Origin of the sequence: Ligilactobacillus sp. Marseille-Q7487, from assembly GCF_949152225.1 — a bacterium.
In the GTDB taxonomy this organism is placed as follows: domain Bacteria; phylum Bacillota; class Bacilli; order Lactobacillales; family Lactobacillaceae; genus Ligilactobacillus.
The window spans coordinates 402641-427500 of the sequence record NZ_CASCJC010000001.1; the positions used below are offsets into that span (position 1 = coordinate 402641).

Sequence of the window (24860 nt, forward strand, 5' to 3'; positions counted from 1 at the left end):
TAGTTAGGATATGGGAATACTAATGTTGACGACAGTAAATAAAATTAGGAAAGGAAAACTATATAATTCTTTCTAACAATGTAGAAGAACGTATTTAAACTTCTATATTGTTCTACATTTTATATAGCAGAGTATTTGTGAATAAAAAAGAAACCTCTAAAAACCAGCCTCTGTTAAAGATAGGGCAACGTTTTTATTTAACAATCAAGCGTTTAGGAATCAATGGTGAAGGAATTGGATATTATAAAAAGAAGATTGTTTTTGTTCCAAATGCTTTACCTGATGAAGTAATTGTGGCTCAATTGACCCAAATTAAGCCTAAATATCTTGAGGCTAAAATTCGTCAAATTAAACAAAAAAGTCCTTATCGTGTGAAGCCTAAAGATGCTTATGATGTGGGAGGAATTGAATTAGCGCATTTAGCGTATGATAAGCAATTAGAATTTAAACGAGATATAATTATACAGGCGCTTGAAAAATTTAAACCACAAGGATATCAAAAATATTTAGTTAAAGAAACCTTAGGAATGGATAATCCATACGAGTATCGCAATAAGGCACAATTTCAAGTGCAAAAAAATCAAGATGGTCAAGTTATTGCGGGATTATATAAACCAAATAGTCATATTTTAGTTGATTTACCGACTTTTTGCACCCAACGACCATTGACAATGAAAATCATGCGAACCTTATGTCAAATCTTAACAGAACTTGATTATTCAATTTATAACGAAAAAAAACATCAAGGCTGTTTAAAAACAATTGTTGTCCGTGAATCATTGGCTAAACATAATGCGCAAGTTGTTTTTGTTACTAAAGATGTAACACTTCCTAAACAAAAACAATTACTACAAGCGATTGCACAACAGCTACCTGAGGTTGTTTCGGTTATGCAAAATATTAACCCAGCTAAAACATCATTGATTTGGGGCGAAGAAACGCGCTTGCTAGCTGGAAGTGATCATTTAGTGGAAACCTTAGGCGAAATTACATTTAAGTTATCAGCTCGAGCTTTCTTTCAGCTAAATCCTCTTCAAACTAAAGTATTATATGATGAAGTCAAGCAAGCCTTGGATTTACAAGTAAGTGAAACTTTAGTTGATGCATATTGTGGTGTAGGAACGATTGGACTTTATGTTGGACAAGAAGCTAAAAAAATTTTGGGGATGGATGTAATTGCTGAAGCTATTGCTGATGCTAAACAAAATGCAAGCCAAAATGGTATCACTAATGCACATTATGAAACAGGAACAGCAGAAGAAATATTGCCTAAATGGAATAAGCAAGGTTTTATTTCTGATGCCTTAATTGTTGATCCACCGCGAACTGGGCTGGATGATAAGCTTTTGAAGACCATTTTGCAATATCCACCTAAAAAATTGGTCTATGTTTCATGTAATGCTTCGACACTGGCACGTGATTTGGTGGAATTAACTAAAAAATACCGTGTCAAATATTTACAGCCAATTGATATGTTTCCACAAACGGCTCGAACCGAATGTGTAGTAAAACTGGAATATCAAGGTGTTTTAAGCAAATAATTGGGATTTTTGAATGAAATGATGATATGATGAGCTAAATCGTAATTAGTGCAAAATAGATATAGTGCTAAAAAAGATTAATAAAATTTAGGAATTGACTCTTTTTTTTGGTATAATAACATTGAATATCGGTGTAGCGCACACCTGTGTTTATATCAAACAGGGGGTGGTCATATGCGTCATTCGAATGGACCAAGAGAAGGCGAATTTATCACCATGAAAAGTTATAAACACGACGGCAGTTTACATCGAACGTGGCGAGACACGATGGTGTTGAAGACTAGCGAAAATTCGCTGATTGGATGTAACGACCATACTTTAGTGACTGAAGCTGATGGTCGACGGTGGATTACACGCGAACCAGCATTAGTGTATTTTCACAAGCACTACTGGTTTAACATCGTGACAATGATCCGCGAAAATGGAGTTTCTTATTATTGTAATTTAGCTTCACCGGCTATATTGGATAAAGAAGCTTTGAAATATATAGATTACGACTTGGATGTGAAGGTCTTTCCAAACGGTGAAAAAAAATTACTAGATGTGGACGAATATGAAGAGCACGGTAAACAGTGGAGTTATTCGCTGGAGATCGATAAAATCTTGAAATATAATGTTCGTGTTTTAGTTGATTGGATTGAACATGAGAAAGGTCCGTTTTCCAAAGAATATGTCGAAATCTGGTATAACCGCTATTTAGAATTGTCGCGTCGACAGTAAATTACCGGTTTATAACGAACTGATCCTGTAGTGACGGTAATTGATTAGTGATTATTGTCATTGCGGGATATTTATTTATTTTGGGTGGATTAGGGAGGAAATTAAAATGTTTTTTACACACGATAAAAAACGACGATTGATGTATTGGTCATTAGAACTATTAATCGTAGCAGTTTTAATCTGGGTATGCACTAAGATTAACTTTGTATTTGAACCAATTTGGACCTTTTTTTCAACTTTATTTGCGCCGTTTTTAGTAGCTGGCTTTTTATTTTATCTGCTAAATCCTGTGGTTGGCTTTTTGAGTAAAATTAAGTATAAAAAATTTAATATTTCTAGAAATTTAGCAATTGCTATAGTTTTTATCTTGTTATTTGCAGTAGTTGGAGTAGCGATTTCGGTTTTTGTACCAAGTATAATCACGCAAGTTCAAGAATTAGTCAAAGGCATTCCTAAGTATGTTAAAGATGTCCAAGAATTTGTTGCTTCACTTTCTAAACAAAAACAACCAAGTTGGCTAGCTCAATTAGACGTGCAAAGTTATGTAAAACAATTTGAAAATACAGTTTTAGGTATGGTCAAAGGTTTTATGTTTTCTTTAACAAACAGCATTGGTTCAGTTATTAGTACTTTGACTAGTGTGACAGTGACGATTATCACAGCTCCATTTATTTTGTTTTATATGTTGAAAGATGGCGAAAAGCTATTACCAGCGCTTAAAAGTTGGTTGCCAGTTAAGCGAATTGATCGTGTAGAAAGTTTGTTATTACAAATGAGTTACACCATTTCACGCTATATTGCTGGTCAAGCCTTTGAATGTTTCTTTGTAGGAACTTGTTCAGCGATTGGATATAGTTTAGTTGGAGTACCATATGCTTTATTGATAGGCTTGTTTGCAGGAATTACTAACATGATACCTTACCTTGGACCATATATTGGCTTAATTCCAGCCTTATTTTTAGCATTTTCGATGTCATTAAAGACGGTTATTTTAGTTTGTGTTGTATGTTTAGTTGTACAACAAATTGATGGTAATTTGATTTATCCAAATGTGATCGGAAAGTCTTTAGATATTCATCCCCTGACAATTATTATTATTTTATTAGTAGCTGGTAATTTAGCCGGTTTATTAGGTATGATTTTAGGTGTACCGTTGTATGCTTTGGTTAAAGTTTTAGTCAAGTTTTGCTTCGATGTGATTAAAGTTGATTCTGAGGCGCATGAAAATCAAGAATAAACAAATTGAGGTGTAACTGGTGACAAATAAGTATATTTTAACGTCGATTATTGATAAGAATAATAAAGATGCTGGCCCTAAGGCAAAACGTGATATCGATTTTTTTTTAAGCCAGGAAGGATATCAAAAACTGGATTTAAATTTACCGACTAAACGTATAGCAAAAATTAAATATGTTTTATTTAAGCTTAAGCGTGTTTTTAAAAAGCTAGAAATTGATGAAATTATCATCCAGTATCCGATTTATTCAATGTTTTTGACGCAAAAAATCATCCAAGCAATTAGAAAATACAGTCATGGGAAAATTTATTTTATTGTACATGATATTGAAACCTTACGTGATCAAAAAGATAATGCTAAATTTATTCGTGACGAACGAGAACTTTTCAACAATGTTGATGGCTTAATTGTGCATAATCGCAGTATGAGACAATGGTGTCAAGATAACGGGATTAAGACACCTATGGTTGAATTAGGTTTATTTGATTATTTAAATGAACAAGATTTGCAAGAAAATGATGCTTATAAAGGCTCGTTTTGCTATGCGGGAAATCTCCAAAAGGCTGATTTTTTAACCAAACTTATCTTAGTAGATACAACTTGTGCGGTGTTTGGAAATAACCAAGCATCAAGCTATCCTCGAAATGTCAACTATCAAGGAAGTTATTTGCCTGAAGAATTACCTAAGTATCTTAAACAAAATTTTGGCTTAGTTTGGGATGGCGATAGTTTGGAGACTTGTACAGGGATTTTTGGTGAGTATACAAAATATAATGCTCCACACAAAACTTCGCTTTATTTAAGTACTGCAATTCCAGTGATTGTTTGGCAAAAAGCAGCAGTGGCAGAATTTGTAAAAGAACAAAATGTCGGTATTGTTGTAAATAATTTGACAAACATTGAGGAAACTTTGCAACAAATCACGGCAAAACAATATCTTGAATTAAAACAAAATGCAATGAATGTAGCAGTAAAATTGCGTCAAGGTGCATTTATCAAGCAAGCTTTACACAAGCTTAAACAAAAGGTTGCTTGCTAGATAAAATCTTTTATGATATGTTGAAAATGTAAATAAATATAGATGAGGAAGCAAATAGTATGACAGAAAAAATTGCAGTTTTAGGTGCTGGCTCATGGGGAAGTATCTTAGCAGGAGTCCTAGTTGAAAATGGCCATCAGGTTCATTTGTGGTCAAATATGCAAGAGCAAGCAGATGAAATCAATCAAAAACATACCAACGAGCATTATATACCAGGACATAAATATCCTGAAGCTTTGTATGCAACTACGGATTTGTTAGAAGCTGTCAAAGATGCTAGTGTTGTTTTGTATGTTGTTCCAACTAAGGTGATTCGCTTAGTTTCTAAGCAATTAGTCGAAGTTTTAGCTCAGTTAGATTCTAAACCATTATTAGTTCATGCAAGTAAAGGTTTGGAACTAGGAACGCATAAACGAATTTCAGAGGTTATTTTAGAAGAAGTTCCAGCAAAATATCATAGTGGTATGGTAGTGTTATCTGGTCCAAGTCATGCTGAAGAAGTTGCGCGCAAAGATATTACCTTAATTACTGCAGCTAGTGAAGATTTAGCTGCAGCACGCAAGGTGCAAAGGTTATTCATGAACGATTATTTGCGTATCTATACTAACGATGATGTAATCGGTGTTGAAATGGGAGCGTCCTTTAAAAACGTGATTGCGATTGGTGCAGGTGCGTTACATGGGTTAGGTTATGGTGATGATGCCAAAGCAGCTTTGATGACACGTGGATTAGCAGAAATTAGTCGTTTAGGGGTGGCTTTTGGAGCCAAGCCACTGACTTTTATTGGCCTTTCTGGAGTTGGAGATTTAATTGTAACTTGTACTAGTGTTCATTCTCGTAACTGGCGTTGTGGTGATCAATTAGGACAAGGAAAACCATTGAGTCAAGTTATTGAAGATATGGGAATGGTGATTGAAGGCATCAACACATGTAAAGCTGCTTATGAGTTAGCACAAGAAAAAAATATTGAAATGCCAATTGTTGAAGCTATTTACAATGTTTTATACAAAGATGCCAACGTCAGTCAAGAGATTGCTTGTTTAATGCATCGTGAAGGTAAGGCTGAAGGTAATTAAAAATAAAGTCGAAAGACCATTTATATAGGTTTTTCGACTTTATTTTTTATTATATAGCTGTCGTTTATATGCATTTTTGAGTTTTTTAGTATTGGTAAAAATGAACCATTTACTAAAAAAGTAATTCAAAATACCAACTAAAACCTGGTCTATAAGCTTGATTAAATCAGGATGAAGTTTAGTTAAATGCATTCCTAACATCATTATTAAACTATCTAAGAAAAAAGAGACAAGACGGACAGTAAAAAATGCAGTCAGTTCACGCATAAATTTGGAAAATGAAGTATAATTGGAATGAAACACAAAAGTTTTAGTAGTAAAAAATGAAAATAAAATAGCACACAAATAAGCTAAGACATTAGCACTTAAGTAATACATGTTTAAGACTTGAAATAAAATATGAAAGACTAAGATATTTACTGCACTAGCTAATGTTCCAAAAAGTGTGTAGGTTAAAAAGCTGCGATATTTTTGATAAATTTTGTTCATGGAAAAGACTCCTAACTATCTTTGCAATTATACGTAGTTTTGTAAGAAAAGTAAAATTTAAAGAGATTTTTTGAGATCGGAAGGTTTTTGTATGGCGAAAATTGAATTAAAATATATTACTAAGAATGCACCATTACAAACAGAAATAAAAGAAACCAAAAACTTTTTGTCAATGCAACCCAAAAAACATTTTTGGGAATTATGCGGAATTTCATTTAGCGTAAATTATGGTGAAGCTGTTGGAATTGTAGGCATTAATGGTTCGGGCAAGGGTTCATTGTTGCGTATCATTGCTGGTTTAGAACGGCAAACAACGGGTTTTATTACGACTAAAAGTAAGGTTAATTACGCTAATATTACTTATAATTTAGATTTTGAAGCAACAGGATTAGAAAATATCCGACAAAAAATCAACGAAGCCAACATTGACAATTTTAAAGGTGATCATTTAACTAATGCGATTATCAATTTTACAGAGATTGGACAATGGCTTTATAGACCAGTTAAATCGTATTCATTAGGCATGAAAGCACGATTAGCGTTAGGAATGGCACTGTTGATCGAACCTGATTTAGTGTTGGTTGATGATATTTTATATTTACTTGACCGGATGTTTTATCAAAAGGTTGCAAAAAAAATTCAGATGTTAAAAGATACCGGTGTTTCATTTTTAATTACCGACACACGCGGATTAATGCTTGAAAGTTTTTGCGAGCGAACATTGTGGTTAGAATTTGGCGTACAAGAAGACTTTGGAGCCACACGAGATGTTTTACCACAATTTGATTATTATTTAGACTGGTATAATGGCTTAGATCTACCAGAAAAAAATAAGTATTTAGCTAAAAAGCAAGCAGAACAGTCGGATTTTGATGTTTCAAAGATTTATGAACAATTTAAAGTGGAACAATTTCAACACGGTTATACACGTAAAGACGAAGCCAGAATGCGTAAAGCTTTTTATGTTGAACGTGGTGTAGATCCAGTAAGTGGGGATGAAGATAGTGAATTAGCTAAGCAAAAGGCAAGCAAGGAGTTAAAAAAGGCTACGAAATTTTCTAGAAAAGGTTTGTTTGCAGTAGTTGCTTGTTTGATAGTAGTAGGAATTGGTGGATGGTGGTTACTTTCTGGCAAACCACTGGCTTTAACCAAAAAACAAGCTAAAGAATCTAGTCGGATTGCTAGCATCCAAAAAGCTGAGCAAAGTTCTTTGGCTCAAAAAAGTGCAGCCAAAAAAGTTAGCAGCAGTAAGGCTAAAAAGATACAAGAACAACAAACTGCTACACCCCAAGTTACACAAAGTAGTGTAGCAAGCGAGAGTTCTCAAAGCTCGCAAAGTTCTCAAAGTAGTACCGAACAAAGCTCAAGTAGTAGTATACAAGAACAAACGCAAGATATTACAGTGCAAGATGGGGATACTATGGGTGAATTAGCTAGCAAATATAATACAACAGTTGCAAAAATTCAAGAACTCAATAATCTAGGGCAAAGTACAGATTTGACTGCAGGAGCAACAATTAAAGTTCCCAAATAAGGTAAAAGCGGAGTATAATAAAATAAATGTGATATTTGGAGAGTGATTTTTTATGAATGCCGACCCGGGACAGCAGTTATGGTTACTGGGAATAGTTTTTCTTAGTTTAGTATTGATTATGTTATTTTCTTGCGCAGAATGTGTCTTAAACGTTTTGGGCAAACAACAATTAGAAAGTTTAGCCGACAAACAAGATACAAATAAAAAGGCACGTCTATTGACGTTAGCAAAAGATGTGACACGGTATTTGCGTAGCTTAAGGCTAGCTAAGGTAACTTTTTCAACGTTAGCAGTTGTTTTATTAGAAGTTGTAGCGTTGATGTATAGTAGTATGTGGAGCCATTTATTTTTATATTCATTAGGGATTTGTTTAGTGTGGACGATTGTGCGTGATGTTTTAGGGGAAAAACTTCCTAAACAACTCGTGTTAAAAGATCCTAAAAAAGCTGCTCCACGTCTAGCAAGTTTTACTATATGGGTGAGTGTTTTGCTTAGTCCATTAGTGTTTATTTGTAATTTGTTAAGTCAGCTATTTGAAAAACAAGATGATAATCAAGCCGACTATAAGAAGGCTTCGTGGCAAAATATCGTTGAATTAATTGAGGATGGTCGCAATAACGGCGAACTAGACAATGATGACTTTGAAATGATCGATGGTGTAATTTCAATGCATGATAAGATGGCACGAGAAGTGATGGTGCCAAGAATTGATGCATTCATGATCGATATTACAAATGATAATAATCGAAGTATTGATGATATTTTGCAAATGGATTATTCACGTGTACCGATTTATCATGAAGATAAAGACAAAGTTATCGGGATTGTGCATATTAAAAATTTAATTAAAGCAGCTAGACGTTTTGGTTTTGATCATGTAACGATTCGCCAAGTGATGCAACCAGCCTTTTTTGTGCCTGAAACGATTACTATTGATCAGCTTATGTATGAGATGAAAAAAACACAAAATCAAATGGCAATCTTGTTAGATGAATATGGTGGTGTCGTAGGCTTAGTAACCCTAGAAGATTTGATTGAAGAAATTGTAGGCGAAATTCAAGATGAATCTGATGAACCACAACAAGATATTCAAAAATTAGCTGATGGACAATATTTAGTAACAGCACGTTTGAGCTTAGATGATTTTAACGATGAATTTGGCTGTGAACTAGAGATGAATGATGTCGATACTATAGGTGGGTATCTGATTGGACGTTTAGGTGTGATTCCTGCCAAAGGTGATGAACAAGTGATAACAACGGCTGATGAGCTTAAATTACAAGTGGCTAAGATGCAAGGCGATCGTATTTTAGATATTAAAGTTTTCTTATCGCCTAAACTTAATCAATATCGCTTACAACGAGAACAAGAAAAACAAGCTCTTCAAAATAAAATGGGCTTAAGTTAGTTTTAGCGAAGTGTTTAAGACACTTCGTTTTTTCTTATTTGCCTAAGCGGTTGAAACTTTAAAAGGATATAGTGTAAGATAGAGTATGATATTTTAGACAAGCATAAAAGAGGTAGACATGAATAAAGAAGAATTAAAACAAGCAATTCAAATGCGGCGAACATTTGCGATTATCTCGCACCCCGATGCCGGAAAAACAACAATCACTGAGCAATTATTGCTATTTGGGGGTGTTGTTAGATCTGCAGGGACTGTTAAGGCGAAAAAAACGGGGAATTTTGCTAAATCAGACTGGATGGAAATTGAAAAGAAACGTGGAATTTCTGTTACGAGTTCGGTGATGCAATTTGATTATGCAGGTAAACGAGTTAATATTTTAGATACACCAGGACACGAAGATTTTTCAGAAGATACTTATCGGACTTTGATGGCTGTTGACTCTGCTGTGATGGTTGTGGATTCGGCTAAAGGTATTGAACCGCAAACTAAAAAGCTTTTCCAAATCTGTAAAATGCGTGGAATTCCAATTTTTACATTTATCAATAAATTAGACCGTGATGGACGGGAACCATTGGAATTAATTGCCGAACTTGAAGAGGTTTTAGGAATCGATGCTTATCCAATGAACTGGCCAATCGGGATGGGGAAAGGTTTGCAAGGTTTGTATGACATCTTTAATCATCGGATTGAACTGTATCGAAAAGAAGATCAATCGCAAAGTTTCCTAGAGTTAGATGAAAATGGTGAAATTGTCGGACAAGCACCACTTAAAGAAGAAAGCATTTATCAACAAGTTTTAGAAGAAATTGAGTTGGTTAAAGAAGCTGGAAATGAATTTGATGAAGCAAAGATTGCAGCAGGTAAGTTAACACCTGTTTTCTTTGGATCAGCGTTAACTAATTTTGGGGTAAAAACTTTCTTGGATGCTTACTTGCAATTTGCACCGCAACCAGGTGCACACAAAACCGAAGATGGAACTGCTGTAGAGCCAGTCAATGAAAATTTTGCTGGTTTCATCTTTAAGATTCAAGCTAATATGAATCCTAACCATCGTGATAGAATTGCTTTTGTGCGAATTTGTGCAGGCGAGTTTGATCGTGGAATGGATGTTGTCTTGAATCGGACAGGCAAAAAGATTCGTTTATCCAATTCAACCCAATTTATGGCTGATACACGTGAGACAGTTGAAAATGCCGTAGCAGGAGATATCATTGGGTTATATGACACAGGTAATTTCCAAATTGGTGATACGATTTATACCGGTAAAAAAGCTGTTCAATTTGAAAAATTACCACAATTTACACCGGAACTTTTCATGCGAGTAACTGCTAAAAATGTGATGAAACAAAAATCTTTCCATAAAGGAATTCAACAATTAGTACAAGAAGGAGCCGTGCAACTTTATCAAAGTTATAGTACTGGTGATTATATTTTAGGTGCGGTTGGACAATTGCAATTTGAAGTGTTTCAATTCCGAATGGCTAACGAATATAACTCAGAAGTTGTGATGACACCGATGGGAAGAAAGATTGCACGCTGGATTGATCCAGAACAACTCGATGAAAAGATGTCGAGTTCTCGTAACTTATTGGTTAAAGATCGCCATGGTGATCCATTGTTTTTGTTTGAAAATGAGTTTTCTGAACGTTGGTTTAGTGATAAATATCCAGATGTAAAATTAACTGCAAAGCTATAATAAAAAGCACATTCTTCAATTTGAAGAGTGTGCTTTTTTAATCGATAAATTTAAGATATTGTTTGATAATCCAACCTTTGTTGGCGATAAGATACCAATCTAGTCCATGAATTGTTACGTGTTGCTTTAAACTTACCTTACTATGATCGCTAATTTTAGCTGTCGGTTTACCGAATGGCTGATCATAGACAGTTAGTTTTTTATTAGGAACATAATCAATTATTGCTTTGGTTGGTGTATTTAGTTGGCCTAACATTTGCCAATCAGCACTTAAATTAGGTGAAGCATTTTGAACTTCGCTAAAAGCATTTGAATCATCTTTAATCCAAACATTTCCCCCCATGCAATGCCACCAAGACTCATCGGCTAATTGAATAGATTCAAATGTTTGCCAAATTGTTCCTTTGGCTAACGTAATCTTTAATTCCTTACCAGCCGGAGATGCAAAACATTTAACAAAGGTGTTCATTTGGAGACATTTTTGTTCATAAATAACTTTAAGCCATTCTTTTTTACGATAAAAGAAAGTAGCTATTTTTTGTTTTCTTTCAAATACCCCACGTAATTGGCCTTCAGCACGTAATAGAGTATAGCCGGCCAATTCTGGTGAAACCAATGAATATTTTTCTTGCATCTTGCCACTGATAAACTGAGGCTCTTGTAAAAGATGAAAATCGTCAATGTCACGACAAAATAACCATAACACTCCAGCATCTTGAGCACGATAAATCAATGTTACTAAGCCATAATCATCTACTAAAGTTGTCGTAAACCCTTTAATTTGGGTGAGATTATAGTTTTTAAATTCCTTAAATTCTATATGTACTGCACTATGTTTTTGTCCGTAAATCAACTCGGGTGCGCATAAATCTTGTCCAGCTTCATTTCGATACGTAATCAACAAAGCAACTTGTTTTGCTGTTGTTTTAGTATGCATGGGTTTAAAAGATTCAGACTGTACTGTTGTTTTGGCAGAAGGTGCCGAATTTGTGGTATCAGTCTGTGGCACGCTTATTTTTTTATCGTATGTAGCAGCAGATTGCTTAAATTGTTTACGATAAGTACGACGCTTATTAAATTTTTTAGAAAGATTATGCCACAGTCCCAAAAATGCCACTATTTAGTCCTCCTAACTTCTAGTCTTATCCAATTATACCGTAAATTAGCTTAAATTACTTGTAATTGGATATTAATTTTATCTCTAACTATCTCCTATTATAAAAGTTTCATATGTTTGCTACAACTAAAAATCCCACCATAAAACTTATAGAAGTATTTTAGATTATCTGTATAAATACATCTTTATAATCATTTAACTAATTTATTTTACCATGAATATATTACGATTGGTTGATTTTGGCTATAACAATATAATTTAAAGAATATAAATACTTAAAAAGCAGTTAATCTCAAGACCAACTGCTCTTTATATTTTATACATCACTTAAATTATTGATATATCCTTAACTCTCTTTAATAAATAAAAGTAAGTACTAATCTAACAAGCTTCAAGAGATTTCTTAAATATATCGAAATATTACTAGTTACTGCTGTAAATTTATCACAAATACTTTTTGAAATTTTAGTTGAATTATTAGTGTTCAAGGCTAACTTCGACTAGATTTGGTGTTTTAGTAACCGTTGCACGATTTGCCTCTTCACCAAGAAGCTTTTGTGAAACAAAGGTAATTTCTTGGTCGGTGATGGGACGAACCTTGTTTGAAATAATGATTTCAGCGATATCAAATTTCTTTTTGAAAACAACCTTAGAATTGCCTAAGGAATAAACTTTGATAAAGTGGACGGGTGAATGTAACAACTCATGACGAATCGTTGTTGCATAACTATTGGTCACGTCAATCAGGTTCATAATTTTTCCTCCTTTTCGTTACTATCCTCTAATATACATTATATATTAAATTGTGTTTAGTAAAAACATAATATATGAAATAAATTGAGATGAATATTAAAAAGTGTCGCTCTTAGCATAAAAAATAGCTACCAAGACTGAAATGAACCTGGAAATTAAAAAGTGATTCATTCGAGTCAGGTAGCTATTTTTTATTAATCTTGAGTGGCATTAGGTGCGTTAATGACGATTTGATCGTCTACGACACTAGCCATAAATTGTTTGGCTGTTGGATTATCTAAGTAATAATCCGCAATTTTATCTTCAATTTGTTCTTGAATGACACGTCTTAAAGGACGAGCTCCCATTTGTGGGTTATAACCTAATTTAACAAGTTTTTCAGCAGTTGCTTGATCATAAGCGAAATGAAGTCCTTGAGTTTGCAAGGTTTCATCAACTTGAGTTAGTAATAGCGCAACAATTGTCAACAAGTTTTCTTTTGAAAGAGGGGTAAATTCGATAATATCATCGAAGCGATTCAAAAATTCAGGCTTGAAATATTTTGAAAGCTTATCGGTAATTGCATGTGTGGTTTGATTAGCAGTAGCCCCAAATCCGACACTAACAACTGAATCACCACTTCCGGCATTTGATGTCATGATGATGATGGTATCTTTAAATGAAACCGTACGACCTTGCGAATCAGTCAAACGTCCATCATCTAAAATTTGTAAAAACATATGCATGACATCTGGATGAGCTTTTTCTACTTCATCCAATAATAAAAGACTATATGGATGACGCCGAACTTGTTCGGTTAACTGACCAGCTTCTTCATAACCTACATATCCAGGAGGAGAACCAATTAATTTTGATACCGAGAATTTTTCCATATATTCACTCATATCAAAACGAATCATTGCATCTTGAGAACCAAACAGTTCTTTAGCAAGTTGTTTAGCAGTTTCGGTTTTACCGACACCGGTTGGTCCAACGAATAAAAATGATCCGATTGGACGCCCGGATTTATTAAATCCAATCCGGTTGCGCCGAATTGCACGAGCTAATTTAGCAACGGCTTCATCTTGTCCGATAACATGCTTTTCTAAATTACTTGCTAAATCTTTTAGCTGTTGTTTTTCTTGGGCTTTGAGTTCACCAACAGGGATATTTGTCTTTTCTTCGACAATTTTTTCCATATCATGTTCGCTAACAATTGGTGCATCTTCGTCAGTGACACTATTTTGCTTCATTGTATTAAATTTAGTAACTTGATCACGATAATAAGCAGCTTGTTCATAGTCTTCATCTTTAAGGGCTGCTTGTTTTTTATTTTCAGCATCAGTAATTTTTTCATCGATTACTTCTGGTGAAAGTGTATGAATAGTCAAATTCTTCTTAGAACCTGCTTCATCTAATAAATCGATCGCCTTATCTGGTAAGAAGCGATCTTGAATATAACGAGCTGAAAGTTTAACAGCGGCTTGAATTGCTTGTGGTGTATATTTAACGTGATGATAAGCTTCATATTTAGCTTGAATACCTTCTAAAATCCTAATTGTTTCAGTAATTGAAGGTTCATCAACTTGAACTGGCTGCAAACGGCGAGCCAAGGCAGCGTCTTTTTCGATTGTCCGAAATTCATTAAGTGTCGTTGCTCCAACGAGTTGTAATTCTCCACGAGCTAAAGCTGGTTTTAAGATATTCCCAGCATCCATACTTCCTTCGGCTTTCCCAGCACCGACGATTTCATGAATTTCATCGATAAATAAGATGATTTCAGGATGTTGCTTAAGTTCTTGCATCAATTGTTGCATCCGTTCTTCAAATTGACCACGGATACCGGTGCCTTGAACTAATGAAACCACATCTAAACGCACGACCCGCTTGTTTAAAAGCTTTTGAGGTACATCGCCATCGACAATTTTTTGAGCTAATCCCTCAACAACAGCAGTCTTACCGACACCTGCTTCACCAATTAAAACTGGATTATTTTTAGTGCGACGATTCAAAATTTCGATTACGCGTGCGATTTCTTGATCACGTCCAATAACTGGATCAATTTTGGCATTTTTAGCTTCATTTGTTAAATCCAAACCAAATTGACTTAAAAGGGATTTATTTTTCTCTTGAGCTTGATTAGGCATTTGAGAGAAGTTTTCATTGTTTGTAGGATTTTGATTTTGACTAGCCTTAGGCATAGTGAAGTTAGCTGAATCAAAAAGATTACGTAAATTATCTAAACCTAAAAAATTAGAATAGTTGTTGTTTTGTGTACGCAATGATTGATAACAGCGTTGGCAAAGATCAACTGATGCTTGGCGTCCATTAATGTTAGTAGTTAAATGAATCGTTGCCGGATTTTGTTGGCAATTTTGACATAACATGATACAGTCACATCCCTTCTGAAAAAATCTTAGATCATTGTTTGACCAATTTTGACCTTTATATATTTATTATACGAGCTTAGTGTTAAACTGCAAGTAAAAACTCTTGCATTTTTACTTTTAGTCACTAAACTTAAAGATAAGCTAAGAATTTATTCGGAACTTTAGGAGGATTAAATGACGCAAGATTATCAAGAATTATTAGAAAAACTACGTACAAATGAAATACAAGATTTATTGATTAAAGCTGATGAATTTATGACTTTTCAACCGTATTTTATGAATTATTCACATAAAAAAAATATTGTCGGCAAGGCCTTGCGGGGGGGCGATATCTTGTATCATTACGATGATGGTAGCCAAAAATAGGTGAAACAGAATGTTTGAAATGTAGCGCTCTCAAGCGATGATTGCGAAAACAAAAACTTGTTTTGCGCAATGATTCATGTTACTATTTTCTTAATGGGTGGACAACTCGCGCCGATTTTTGGAACTAGAAATAATGAAAACGTGTTCGTTTTTCTAGGTCTCATTTTCATAAGTTGTTCGTCTAAAAAATTAAATATCTCAAAGGAGAATGATACAAAATGGAAAAGAAAGATTTTCACGTAATTGCAGAAACAGGGATTCACGCACGTCCAGCAACATTGCTTGTGCAAGCTGCTAGCAAGTTTAACTCTGACATCACATTGGAATACAATGGCAAGTCAGTTAACTTGAAATCCATCATGGGTGTTATGTCTTTAGGTGTAGGCCAAGGTGCAGACGTAACAATCTCTGCTGAAGGTGCAGACGAAGCAGAAGCAATTGCAGCAATTGTTGAAACAATGAACAAGGAAGGACTTGCTGAATAATGACGAAAATGTTAAAGGGGATCGCAGCTAGTGATGGTATTGCAGCTGCTAAGGCATATATGCTTGTCCAACCCGATTTGTCATTTTCTGAAACAAGCATTGCAGATCCTGAAGCAGAAATTAAGCGTCTTGACGATGCTGTAGCTACATCTAAGACAGAACTTGAAGCTATTAAGGCTAAAGCAGCTGAAAACTTAGGTGCGGAAGAAGCAGAAGTTTTTGAAGCTCACTTGACTATTTTGGCCGATCCAGAATTGTTAGGTCAAATCAAAGACAAGATTACATCTGATAAAGTGAACGCAGAAGCTGCTTTGAAGAGTGTTACAGACATGTTTATTTCCATGTTTGAAGCAATGACAGACAATGCTTACATGCAAGAACGTGCTAGTGACATTCGTGACGTTACTAAACGTATCTTAAGCCATTTGTTAGGCGTAACTTTACCTAACCCAGCTTTAATTAACGAAGAAGTTGTGATTATTGCGCATGATTTGACACCATCAGATACAGCTCAATTAGATCGCAACTTTGTTAAAGGTTTCATTACAGATATCGGTGGTCGTACCTCACATTCGGCTATCATGTCACGTACTTTGGAAATTCCTGCAGTTGTTGGTTCTGGTAACGCAACAAGTGAAGTTAAAGAAGGCGATGTTGTTATCATTGATGGTATCAACGGGGATGCTTTAGTTAACCCAAGTGAAGCGCAATTAGCACAATATCAAGAAAAAGCTGCAGCATTTGCAGCTCAAAAAGCTGAATGGAAGCAATTAAAAGATGCTAAAACTGTAACCGCTGATGGCAAAGAAGTTATCTTAGGCGCAAACATCGGAACACCTAAAGATGTTGAAGGTGCTAACGATAACGGTGCTGAAGCAGTTGGTTTGTTCCGTTCAGAATTCTTATACATGGATGCAAGTGAACTTCCTGGTGAAGAAGATCAATTCGTTGCTTATAAAGAAGCTTTAGAAGGTATGAACGGCAAGCAAGTTGTTGTTCGTACAATGGATATTGGTGGGGATAAGGAATTACCTTACTTACCACTTCCTGAAGAAGAAAATCCATTCTTGGGTTATCGTGCCGTTCGTATCTGTTTAGAACGTCAAGATATCTTTAGAACACAATTACGTGCTTTGCTACGTGCATCTGCATTTGGTCGTTTAGCAATTATGTTCCCAATGATTGCAACGGTTAAAGAATTCAAAGATGCTAAAGCTATCTTTGAAGAAGAAAAAGCTAAGCTCATCAGTGAAGGTGTAGCTGTTTCTGATGACATCGAAGTAGGTATGATGATGGAAATCCCAGCTGCTGCAATGATTGCAGATAAGTTGGCTAAATATGCTGACTTCTTTAGTATCGGAACAAACGATTTGATCCAATACACAATGGCAGCAGACCGTGGTAACGAACGCGTATCTTACCTATATCAACCATATAACCCATCAATTTTACGCCTCATCAAAAATATCATCGATTCTTCTCATAAAGAGGGTAAGTGGACTGGTATGTGTGGCGAAATGGCCGGTGACCAAGTTGCTGTACCGTTATTGTTAGGTCTTGGTTTAGATGAATTCTCCATGAGCGCAACTTCAATCTTGAAGACACGTAGCTTGATGAAGAAGCTTGATTCTGCTAAGATGCAAGAATTAGCTGATAAAGCTGTTAATGAATGTGAAACAACTGAAGAAGTTGAAGCTTTGGTTGCTGAATATACAAAATAATTAATTCTTTAAGAAGTTGATAAACGTCAGCTTTAAAAAAGTCTCACAGTAATTTTTGCTGTGAGATTTTTTGGCTCTCTTTACTGGTTTTGCCAGTACGGAGAGCTTTTTTGTTTAATAAACACAGATGCAAAGAATTATGTATATAAATTCTTTTTTAAATGTTAATTGTGATATTTTTCTTATAAAAATATGATTACTAGAGTTTTTAATAGCGGTAGTAATTTAATTCTTCTTTAAACATTACTTTACAAACTATATTATATAACGTATAATATAGTGAATCATATATTTAGATATATACTACTTAAGAATTGTTATGTTTTTTTCTCAAGAAAAGGGCTTAACGTTGCAATAGTTGCGGTAAAACAATATAATTAACAGAGACTAGAGAGGTAATTTTAGAAAGGGGGATACTCGTGAATATCGGATTGTTTACAGATACTTATTATCCACAAGTTAGTGGAGTAGCTACATCAATTAAGACTTTACGCTCACAATTAGAACGTCAAGGTCATAATGTTTATATTTTCACAACAACAGATCCTAATGTTGATAAAAGTATCTATGAGCGTAATATTTTCCGCTTTACAAGTATTCCGTTTGTTTCATTTACGGATCGAAGAATTGCGATTCGGGGGATGTTTCATGCGTATCAAGTTGCTAAAGAATTAAACTTGGATATCGTGCATACACAAACTGAATTTTCAATGGGCTTAATTGGTAAATTTGTTGCTAAGAATTTAAAGATTCCATGTGTTCATACATATCATACAATGTATGAAGATTATTTGCATTATGTAGCCAAAGGTAAGCTACTAAGGCCATATCACGTTAAACAAATGACTAAGACATATTGTTATCATATGAGTGGGGTAATTGCTCCAAGTACACGCGTTTTAGATACCTTATTGGCATATGGTGTTAAAGAACCAATTAGCATTATTCCAACAGGTGTTGATTTGAGTAAATTTCAAACCAAACAAGATGAAAATTTACGGGCAAAATATCAATTAACAGCAGATACGCCATTGATTTTAACATTGAGTCGCTTGGCGTTTGAAAAAGATATTGATAAATTAATTGCTGTGTTACCTGATATTTTAACTAAAGTTCCACATGCTAAATTGATGATTTGTGGAGATGGGCCAGCTAGAGAATCTTTGCAACAACAAGTTACGGACTTAGGCTTAACTCAACAAGTGATTTTTACTGGTGAAATAGACAATGATGAAGTTGCAAATTATTATCGTATGGCAGATGTATTTGCATCGACTTCAGTTTCAGAATCACAAGGCTTAACTTATATTGAAGCTTTAGCGGCAGGTGTTAAGGTTGTTGCACAACATAGTCCATACACCGATGAGTTATTAGATAATCCAAACATTGGACAAACTGTTGCGACAAAAGAACAACTTGTTGCAGTGATCAGCGAATATTTGTTATATCCTAAACGATATAATGATCCAGAACCGTTGCAAGCAAAATTAATGGCTATTTCAGCTGAAAATTTTGGGATACAAGTAATGGATTTTTATCATGCAAGTCGAAAAAGGTATCTTGCTAATTTAACTAGTCGTGCAGGAGAACGGATATAGGCGCTAAATTTAAAGGGGTTTTTGAATGCTTAAAATTAACATGTTTTCTTCGGCTGATAAGGTGAAAGGCCAAGGAGTGGGCAGTGCTTATAACGAATTAGTTGAACTTTTAGAAAAATTTTTTCCAAATGAGCTAAAAATAACAATTAATCAGTTAAAAAAAGTTGATATTAGTCATTATCATACAATTGATCCACAGTATTATTTAGCGAGTTTTTTACCTAATCGTGGTGTTAATGTTGGGTATGTTCATTTTTTACCTGAAACGATTGAAGGTAGTTTGCAATTACCTAAAGTAATTAAATGGATTTTTTATAAGTATATGATTGCATTTTATAAGCGAATGGATGCCCTTGTAGTAGTTAATCCAACGTTTATTCCTAAATTAACAGCTTATGGAATTGAAAAACAAAAGATTACGTATATTCCCAATTTCGTATCAACTAAGACATTTTATCCACAAACCAAGCAACAAAAGTTGGATTTGCGCCAAAAATATACTATAGCTGAAGATAAATTTGTTGTACTCGGTGTAGGCCAAGTACAACAACGAAAAGGTGTGTTAGATTTTGTGCAATTAGCCAAAGAAAATCCAGATATGCAATTTATTTGGGTTGGCGGATTTTCATTTGGGAAAATGACTGATGGATATCAACAATTGAGTAGGATTGTGGATAATCCACCAGCAAATTTATTGTTTACGGGAATTGTTGATCGTCAAAAGATGAATGAATATTATAATATTGCTGATATTTTTTTATTACCGTCTTATAATGAACTGTTTCCGATGAGTATTTTAGAAGCATTTAGTTGTAATGTTGCGGTTATGGTGCGTGATTTGGAGTTATATGATGCTGTAATTTCAGGTTACTATGAACCAGCACAAGATGTTGAACAGATGGGGTTTAAGTTAAATGAACTTAAGGATTCACCTGAAAAATTAGCACTTTTACAACAAAAATCAAAAAAAGCAGCAAGTTATTACTCTGAGCAACGATTAGCAGAGATTTGGAAAAAGTATTACGCTAAGCTTGTAGGAGAATAGTGAGATGACTAGGAAAAATAAGATTACATTAGTTTTAATGTTAATTCTTGGCGGATTGATTATGTGGTATTCTATGCGCAAAGTGCCATTTGAAAATTTAATGGTAGACATTTTTAATTTGCGTTGGGAATGGCTATTAGTTGCAGTTTTATGTATGTTGATATCTTTTGGGATTGAGGCGGTAGTGGTTCAATTGCTATTAAAAGAGAAACATGCCGATTTTGGATTTAAAAATGCTTTACGCGTGCCATTAATTGAACAACTTTTTAACGGGATTACACCTTTTGCAACTGGTGGTCAACCGGCCCAGCTTTTTGCTTTAGTTCAATCTGGAGTTGATGCAGGAAAAGCAACCTCAATTTTGTTGATGAAGTTTATTGTGTATCAAGCAATGATTGTTGTAAATTTTGTTTTTTGCTTGTTGTTAGGATTTCATTATCTTGAAAGCAAACTACATGTCTTAGCTTTGTTGGTTATTTTTGGCTTTTTGATTCATTTTACGGTAATCATAGGTTTATTGTTGGTGATGTATTGGTATAAATTTACCAAAAAGATGGTGCATATTTGCTTGTTACCGTTAAAACTTTTGAAAAACAAAAGCTTATATCCTAAGTGGGAAGAAAAAATTGATGTTAAAATTGATTCATTTTATCAAGAAAGTCTACGTCTTAAAGAAGATAAAATGATGATTTTTAAAATATGCATTTTGACTTTGATTCAGCTAATGTTTTATTATGTGATTCCATATTTTATTTTATTAGCTCTAGGAATTACACATGCTAATATTTTAATGGTGACTACGCTACATGTTTTGATTGTAATGGTGATTTCGTTATTTCCGATTCCAGGAGGAACAGGGGGCGCAGAATACAGCTTTTCTATTATTTTTGCGACTTTCCTACACGGAGGGGCTAAATTAGTTTTAGCCATGATTTTATGGCGCTTAATCACCTATTACTTGGGGATGTTTTGTGGTATTGTAGCTTTAGTTGTTAAGCCACAAAAAAAACGTTCTTAATAAAGTTGTAATGTTTTTTCTTAACTTAACTATCGCTATCTTTTGCCAGATACGGTATAATCAAAGCGGTGCATTAACTTGCTAAAAATAGCAAAGCAAATTGCGCAGTTTCAAACTGCCTAAGATAAGTCTAGTGAGACTATGCAAACTTTTTAGGAAAGAGGCGTGTTAAACGATGGAAAATTCACAACTTGTAGCAATTATTTCGCGACTAGATGCGATGATTAAAAGTGCCAATGGTGAGGCGCAATCACGGCGTTTTGAAAAAGATGGCCAAGAAAGATGTTTTGTGACTTACGATCCACAAACAGAAACTTTTGAGCTAGAAGAACTTTCCAATCATCAAAAGTTCGAATTTGATAATATCGACTTAGCAACGTTGGAAATCTATGATTTGCTCGACTATTAAACTAATTATTAAATAATTGTGAAGATGGGGGGCGTTATGTTCCCCTTTTTGCTATTTTAAACTATAATCTATTTTCAGAAATACTAATTAACATGGAGGAAAACAAATTGCGTTTAGTAAATAAAATCCGGGATATTTTGAGTACCCGTGTAGGTTTTTTCATCTTAACAATTGTGTTGTTTTGGTTGAAAACGTATTGGGTTTATCAAAGTAAGTTTTCTTTGGGGATTACTAACAACATGCAAAAGTTCTTGTTAGTAGTTAATCCAATTCCGGCTGCTTTATTAATCTTTGGAATTGCTCTTTACTTTAGAGGGAAAAAAGCATATTGGATTATGATGATTATCAATTTAATTGAATCATTATGGTTGTTTGCTAATACCTTATACTATCGTGAATTTTCTGATTTCTTATCTTTTGGAATCATTAAATCCTCAGGTTCAGTTGCAAATAACTTAACTTTAAGTATCAGCGAAATCATTCATCCAAGTGACTTTTTAATTTTTGTAGATTTTGTTGTCTTATTAGTGTTGTTATTAACCAAATTCATTAGAATTGATTATCGGCCATTAAAGAAACGCTATGCGCTATTTGTTTCAATGGCTGCAATTGTTTTGTTTGCTTTTAATTTAACTTTAGCGGAAAAAGACCGTTCACAACTTTTAACTAGAACATTTGATAATAACTATATTGTTAAATATTTGGGGTTGAACTTTTATGCTGGTTATAATGCATACCAAACGCATAAGGAAAGTTCAACGCGTGCTAATGCAAGCAGCAGCGATATGGATCAAGTCTTGAAATACTTGAAAAAGAACCGTGTTGGGGCAAATATGGAATATTTTGGACAAGCTAAAGGTAAAAATGTATTTATCTTCCACTTAGAAAGTTTCCAACAATTCCTAATTAACTATAGGGTCAATGGCCAAGAGGTTACACCAAATATTAACAAGTTTTATACTGACTCCAATACCTTGTCATTTGATAATTTCTTTAATCAAGTAGGACAAGGTAAGACATCTGATGCGGAAACAATGCTTGAAAACTCATTGTTTGGTTTACCATCAGGTTCAGTTATGACTTCTTATGGGACGTCTAATACCTTCCAAGCCTTACCAGCAATGTTGGATCAAAGAGGTTACACTACAGCTGCATTTCACGGTGATGTAGGTAGTTTTTGGAATCGCGATAATACCTATAAGTCTTGGGGATATCAATATTTCTTTAGTGAAGATTATTATGACAATAAAACAAATTATAGTATTGGTTACGGCTTAAAAGATAAGATTTTCTTGCAACAATCAGCTAAATATATCGAACAATTGCCACAACCGTTTTATGCTAAATTGATTACCGTAACTAATCACTACCCATATGAAATAGACAAGCAAAATCAAAATATCGAAAAAACAACTACCGGAGATAAGACTGTTGATGGTTATGTACAAACTGCACGCTATTTAGACGATGCATTTGGCGAGTTTATGTCTTATTTGAAGAAGGTTGGTTTATATGATAACTCTATGATTGTTGCTTATGGAGACCATTATGGTATTTCAAATAATCATAAAAAAGCAATTGCTCAACTTTTAGGGTTAGATTCTGTTTCTGATTATGATTTAGCAATGTTCCAAAAGGTTCCATTTATGATTCATATGCCTGGTTTGAAAGGTGGTATCAATCATACCTATGGTGGTGAAATCGATGTGATGCCAACATTGATGGATCTTTTAGGGATTAAAAACACAGATACTATTCAATTAGGTAATGATTTGTTGGCAAAAGATCGCAATCAAACCGTTGTATTTAGAAACGGGGATTTTGTATCGCCAAACTTTAGCAAGATTGGTAGTAAAGTATATAATAATCAAGGACAAGATGTCACAGATAGTTTGACTGCAGAGCAACAAAAAGAAGTTGATACGCAACAAAAGTATGCAGATGAAACATTATCATTATCTGATAAAATTGTAACAGGTGATTTGTTACGTTTCTATACACCTAGTGGCTTTACTAAAGTAGATAAATCGCAATTTAGCTATAAGTATAGTAATGGGATTAAGCAACTTAAAGAAGCACGTCAAAAGAATAGGACAAGTGTTATAGATAAGAATGGTGGTAAATCTACACAAGATTTATATCAAACGGATGCGCCTGAATTGAAATAACAATATCACAAAGAGGTTCTAGAATAGTGTAAGTTTTAGACTTTTTGGATAGAGTAGTCAGCAAAGATTAAAGTTATTAATTTTGATTTTTGAGCTCTCTTTACTGGAGTTTTCCAGTGAAGAGGGCTTTTTTGCTTGCTTTTTGTGATAAGCATAAAGCAGATTTTGATAATATTCATAGGCTTATTTTAATTCGTTGGAAGGAAATAACCTCATTTTTTTATTAAATAACTCCACTGAAACTTCTGCCATTTTTTAAATGTGGTAAAGTCTAATCTTTCTTCTGGCTTTAAAAATAATCTGTATAAAGATTTTAGCTGCCGATATTTAGCTTGGCTAGGATTTTTTGGGTTTAATTACTTCATGATTTGTTTGCAGACACCGTCAAAGGCACGATTTAAGTGTTGAACAATATGGAAACGTTTGGTATTTGGAAAACATTCTTTAATCAAAGAATAATAAGCGACATTCATATCAGTAACGATATAGTGCACACCCAGACGAATAAGCAACTAAGTCCTTTTTCCTGTAATTATGCAAGATATCAAAGAGCTCACCTGTATCTTTGTCCATATAATTTAAATTTTAGTCAATTCTTCTAAAATAGCGTAGTGAACTTATTTTGAAATAAAGCACGAAGGATTAACTAGCTAAGTTCGTGCCGTAAAATATCTTTGGCAAGACCGATAATGATAACGTTGATTTTTAAGCGCAGGTAAGTTTTTTTATTTGCACAACGATTCAAAAGAATCATTGAAGTTTTCTTACCATTTTATTTTAACGGATATTTTCATATGTCTGTTTTTGTTTTTTACCAAAAAATTAGGACCGCGTTTTTTAATATTTAAGTTAGTCTGAATAAATTTTTTATTGTATTGGAGGTTTAAGCAATTAATTAAGAAAGTACATAAGTAAATTTGATGAAGTTTGAAAGTAAGTAGCCTGGTCATTTAAGAGTTTTGATTGTAATTTTTACTAGGATAAAAAATATGTGATTTTTTAAAATTAAATTTCAAAAAGTGTTGACTTAAATTAATAAAGTTGATAATATATTACTTGTCGCTGAGATGT

At 34.1% G+C, this 24860-nt stretch carries 21 protein-coding genes; 16 read left to right on the plus strand and 5 right to left on the minus strand.

All coding sequences use genetic code 11. The features are described from left to right. Positions 1–137: 137 nt before the first annotated feature. From rlmD to QM017_RS01940, 5 genes are all read left to right on the plus strand, one after another. Positions 138–1541, plus strand: coding sequence for a 23S rRNA (uracil(1939)-C(5))-methyltransferase RlmD (gene rlmD / locus QM017_RS01920; protein ID WP_282708692.1), 1404 nt, complete (start codon positions 138–140; stop codon positions 1539–1541). Positions 1542–1715: 174 nt separating this feature from the next. Then, a complete protein-coding gene (locus QM017_RS01925; protein WP_178198264.1) occupies positions 1716–2261 on the plus strand; it encodes a DUF402 domain-containing protein in 546 nt (181 codons plus the stop codon). 106 nt (positions 2262–2367) lie between these two features. Further along, on the plus strand, positions 2368–3498 hold the full coding sequence (locus QM017_RS01930; RefSeq protein WP_282708693.1) for an AI-2E family transporter: 1131 nt from the start codon (positions 2368–2370) through the stop codon (positions 3496–3498). 19 nt (positions 3499–3517) lie between these two features. Continuing rightward, positions 3518–4537 (plus strand): galactofuranosyltransferase, encoded by a 1020-nt coding sequence (locus tag QM017_RS01935; protein ID WP_282708694.1) that lies wholly within the window; start codon positions 3518–3520, stop codon positions 4535–4537. A gap of 59 nt (positions 4538–4596) precedes the next feature. After that, positions 4597–5613, plus strand: a complete 1017-nt coding sequence (locus QM017_RS01940) for an NAD(P)H-dependent glycerol-3-phosphate dehydrogenase (protein WP_178198263.1) — start codon at positions 4597–4599, stop codon at positions 5611–5613. A 39-nt stretch (positions 5614–5652) separates the two neighbouring features. Here QM017_RS01940 and QM017_RS01945 read toward each other — a convergent pair whose 3' ends face one another. Beyond that, positions 5653–6102, minus strand: a complete 450-nt coding sequence (locus tag QM017_RS01945) for a GtrA family protein (RefSeq protein WP_282708695.1) — start codon at positions 6100–6102, stop codon at positions 5653–5655. Between the two features lie 91 nt (positions 6103–6193). Between QM017_RS01945 and QM017_RS01950 the strand changes: the two genes are divergently transcribed. The 3 genes from QM017_RS01950 (at position 6194) to QM017_RS01960 (ending at position 10740) form a co-directional block, all read left to right on the plus strand. Beyond that, positions 6194–7636, plus strand: a complete 1443-nt coding sequence (locus QM017_RS01950) for an ATP-binding cassette domain-containing protein (RefSeq protein ID WP_282708696.1) — start codon at positions 6194–6196, stop codon at positions 7634–7636. Between the two features lie 52 nt (positions 7637–7688). After that, a complete protein-coding gene (locus QM017_RS01955) occupies positions 7689–9044 on the plus strand; it encodes a hemolysin family protein (RefSeq protein WP_282708697.1) in 1356 nt (451 codons plus the stop codon). A gap of 118 nt (positions 9045–9162) precedes the next feature. Then, positions 9163–10740: a peptide chain release factor 3 gene (locus QM017_RS01960; RefSeq protein WP_282708698.1), complete on the plus strand. Its 1578-nt coding sequence runs from the start codon at positions 9163–9165 to the stop codon at positions 10738–10740. A gap of 37 nt (positions 10741–10777) precedes the next feature. On the opposite strand, the gene QM017_RS01965 is transcribed toward QM017_RS01960, so the two are convergent. From QM017_RS01965 to QM017_RS01975, 3 genes are all read right to left on the minus strand, one after another. After that, positions 10778–11857: a MucBP domain-containing protein gene (locus QM017_RS01965; RefSeq protein WP_178198258.1), complete on the minus strand. Its 1080-nt coding sequence runs from the start codon at positions 11855–11857 to the stop codon at positions 10778–10780. Positions 11858–12334: 477 nt separating this feature from the next. Continuing rightward, entirely contained in the window at positions 12335–12610 is a 276-nt protein-coding gene (locus QM017_RS01970; protein ID WP_178198257.1) for a DUF1827 family protein, read from the minus strand. A 194-nt stretch (positions 12611–12804) separates the two neighbouring features. Then, positions 12805–14976 (minus strand): ATP-dependent Clp protease ATP-binding subunit, encoded by a 2172-nt coding sequence (locus QM017_RS01975; protein ID WP_282708699.1) that lies wholly within the window; start codon positions 14974–14976, stop codon positions 12805–12807. 177 nt (positions 14977–15153) lie between these two features. On the opposite strand from QM017_RS01975, the gene QM017_RS01980 reads away from it, so the two are divergent. The 8 genes from QM017_RS01980 (at position 15154) to QM017_RS02015 (ending at position 23789) form a co-directional block, all read left to right on the plus strand. Then, positions 15154–15345 carry a hypothetical protein gene (locus QM017_RS01980; RefSeq protein ID WP_178198255.1) on the plus strand — a complete coding sequence of 64 codons (192 nt, stop codon included), beginning with the start codon at positions 15154–15156 and terminating at the stop codon, positions 15343–15345. 218 nt (positions 15346–15563) lie between these two features. Next, positions 15564–15830 carry a phosphocarrier protein HPr gene (locus QM017_RS01985; RefSeq protein ID WP_178198254.1) on the plus strand — a complete coding sequence of 89 codons (267 nt, stop codon included), beginning with the start codon at positions 15564–15566 and terminating at the stop codon, positions 15828–15830. Further along, a complete protein-coding gene (gene ptsP, locus QM017_RS01990; protein WP_282708700.1) occupies positions 15830–17551 on the plus strand; it encodes a phosphoenolpyruvate--protein phosphotransferase in 1722 nt (573 codons plus the stop codon). The genes QM017_RS01985 and ptsP overlap by 1 nt, the downstream gene beginning before the upstream one ends. Positions 17552–17970: 419 nt before the next feature. Further along, complete coding sequence (locus QM017_RS01995) at positions 17971–19149, plus strand: glycosyltransferase family 4 protein (RefSeq protein WP_178198252.1); 1179 nt, start codon at positions 17971–17973, stop codon at positions 19147–19149. A 25-nt stretch (positions 19150–19174) separates the two neighbouring features. Next, positions 19175–20194: a glycosyltransferase family 4 protein gene (locus QM017_RS02000; RefSeq protein WP_282708701.1), complete on the plus strand. Its 1020-nt coding sequence runs from the start codon at positions 19175–19177 to the stop codon at positions 20192–20194. Positions 20195–20198: 4 nt separating this feature from the next. Beyond that, positions 20199–21212, plus strand: coding sequence for a lysylphosphatidylglycerol synthase transmembrane domain-containing protein (locus QM017_RS02005; protein ID WP_178198250.1), 1014 nt, complete (start codon positions 20199–20201; stop codon positions 21210–21212). Between the two features lie 175 nt (positions 21213–21387). Then, the gene (locus tag QM017_RS02010; protein WP_282708703.1) at positions 21388–21621 is read left to right on the plus strand and encodes a YkuJ family protein; all 234 of its coding nucleotides are present in this window, start codon (positions 21388–21390) and stop codon (positions 21619–21621) included. A 92-nt stretch (positions 21622–21713) separates the two neighbouring features. Further along, positions 21714–23789, plus strand: coding sequence for an LTA synthase family protein (locus QM017_RS02015; RefSeq protein ID WP_282708704.1), 2076 nt, complete (start codon positions 21714–21716; stop codon positions 23787–23789). Positions 23790–24145: 356 nt separating this feature from the next. On the opposite strand, the gene QM017_RS02020 is transcribed toward QM017_RS02015, so the two are convergent. Then, on the minus strand, positions 24146–24301 hold the full coding sequence (locus QM017_RS02020) for a transposase (RefSeq protein WP_282708706.1): 156 nt from the start codon (positions 24299–24301) through the stop codon (positions 24146–24148). Positions 24302–24860: the final 559 nt, after the last annotated feature.

What these genes read in the sequence shown, in the direction of transcription:
- QM017_RS01955 (WP_282708697.1), top strand. Translation starts at nt 7,689, where the DNA reads ATGAATGCCGACCCGGGACAGCAGTTATGGTTACTGGGAATAGTTTTT.
- QM017_RS01975 (WP_282708699.1), bottom strand. Translation starts at nt 14,976, where the DNA reads ATGTTATGTCAAAATTGCCAACAAAATCCGGCAACGATTCATTTAACT.
- QM017_RS01925 (WP_178198264.1), top strand. Translation starts at nt 1,716, where the DNA reads ATGCGTCATTCGAATGGACCAAGAGAAGGCGAATTTATCACCATGAAA.
- QM017_RS02000 (WP_282708701.1), top strand. Translation starts at nt 19,175, where the DNA reads ATGCTTAAAATTAACATGTTTTCTTCGGCTGATAAGGTGAAAGGCCAA.
- QM017_RS01980 (WP_178198255.1), top strand. Translation starts at nt 15,154, where the DNA reads ATGACGCAAGATTATCAAGAATTATTAGAAAAACTACGTACAAATGAA.
- ptsP (WP_282708700.1), top strand. Translation starts at nt 15,830, where the DNA reads ATGACGAAAATGTTAAAGGGGATCGCAGCTAGTGATGGTATTGCAGCT.
- QM017_RS02005 (WP_178198250.1), top strand. Translation starts at nt 20,199, where the DNA reads ATGACTAGGAAAAATAAGATTACATTAGTTTTAATGTTAATTCTTGGC.
- QM017_RS01960 (WP_282708698.1), top strand. Translation starts at nt 9,163, where the DNA reads ATGAATAAAGAAGAATTAAAACAAGCAATTCAAATGCGGCGAACATTT.
- QM017_RS01945 (WP_282708695.1), bottom strand. Translation starts at nt 6,102, where the DNA reads ATGAACAAAATTTATCAAAAATATCGCAGCTTTTTAACCTACACACTT.
- QM017_RS01940 (WP_178198263.1), top strand. Translation starts at nt 4,597, where the DNA reads ATGACAGAAAAAATTGCAGTTTTAGGTGCTGGCTCATGGGGAAGTATC.
- QM017_RS01930 (WP_282708693.1), top strand. Translation starts at nt 2,368, where the DNA reads ATGTTTTTTACACACGATAAAAAACGACGATTGATGTATTGGTCATTA.
- QM017_RS02010 (WP_282708703.1), top strand. Translation starts at nt 21,388, where the DNA reads ATGGAAAATTCACAACTTGTAGCAATTATTTCGCGACTAGATGCGATG.
- QM017_RS02015 (WP_282708704.1), top strand. Translation starts at nt 21,714, where the DNA reads ATGGAGGAAAACAAATTGCGTTTAGTAAATAAAATCCGGGATATTTTG.
- QM017_RS01950 (WP_282708696.1), top strand. Translation starts at nt 6,194, where the DNA reads ATGGCGAAAATTGAATTAAAATATATTACTAAGAATGCACCATTACAA.
- QM017_RS01970 (WP_178198257.1), bottom strand. Translation starts at nt 12,610, where the DNA reads ATGAACCTGATTGACGTGACCAATAGTTATGCAACAACGATTCGTCAT.
- QM017_RS01985 (WP_178198254.1), top strand. Translation starts at nt 15,564, where the DNA reads ATGGAAAAGAAAGATTTTCACGTAATTGCAGAAACAGGGATTCACGCA.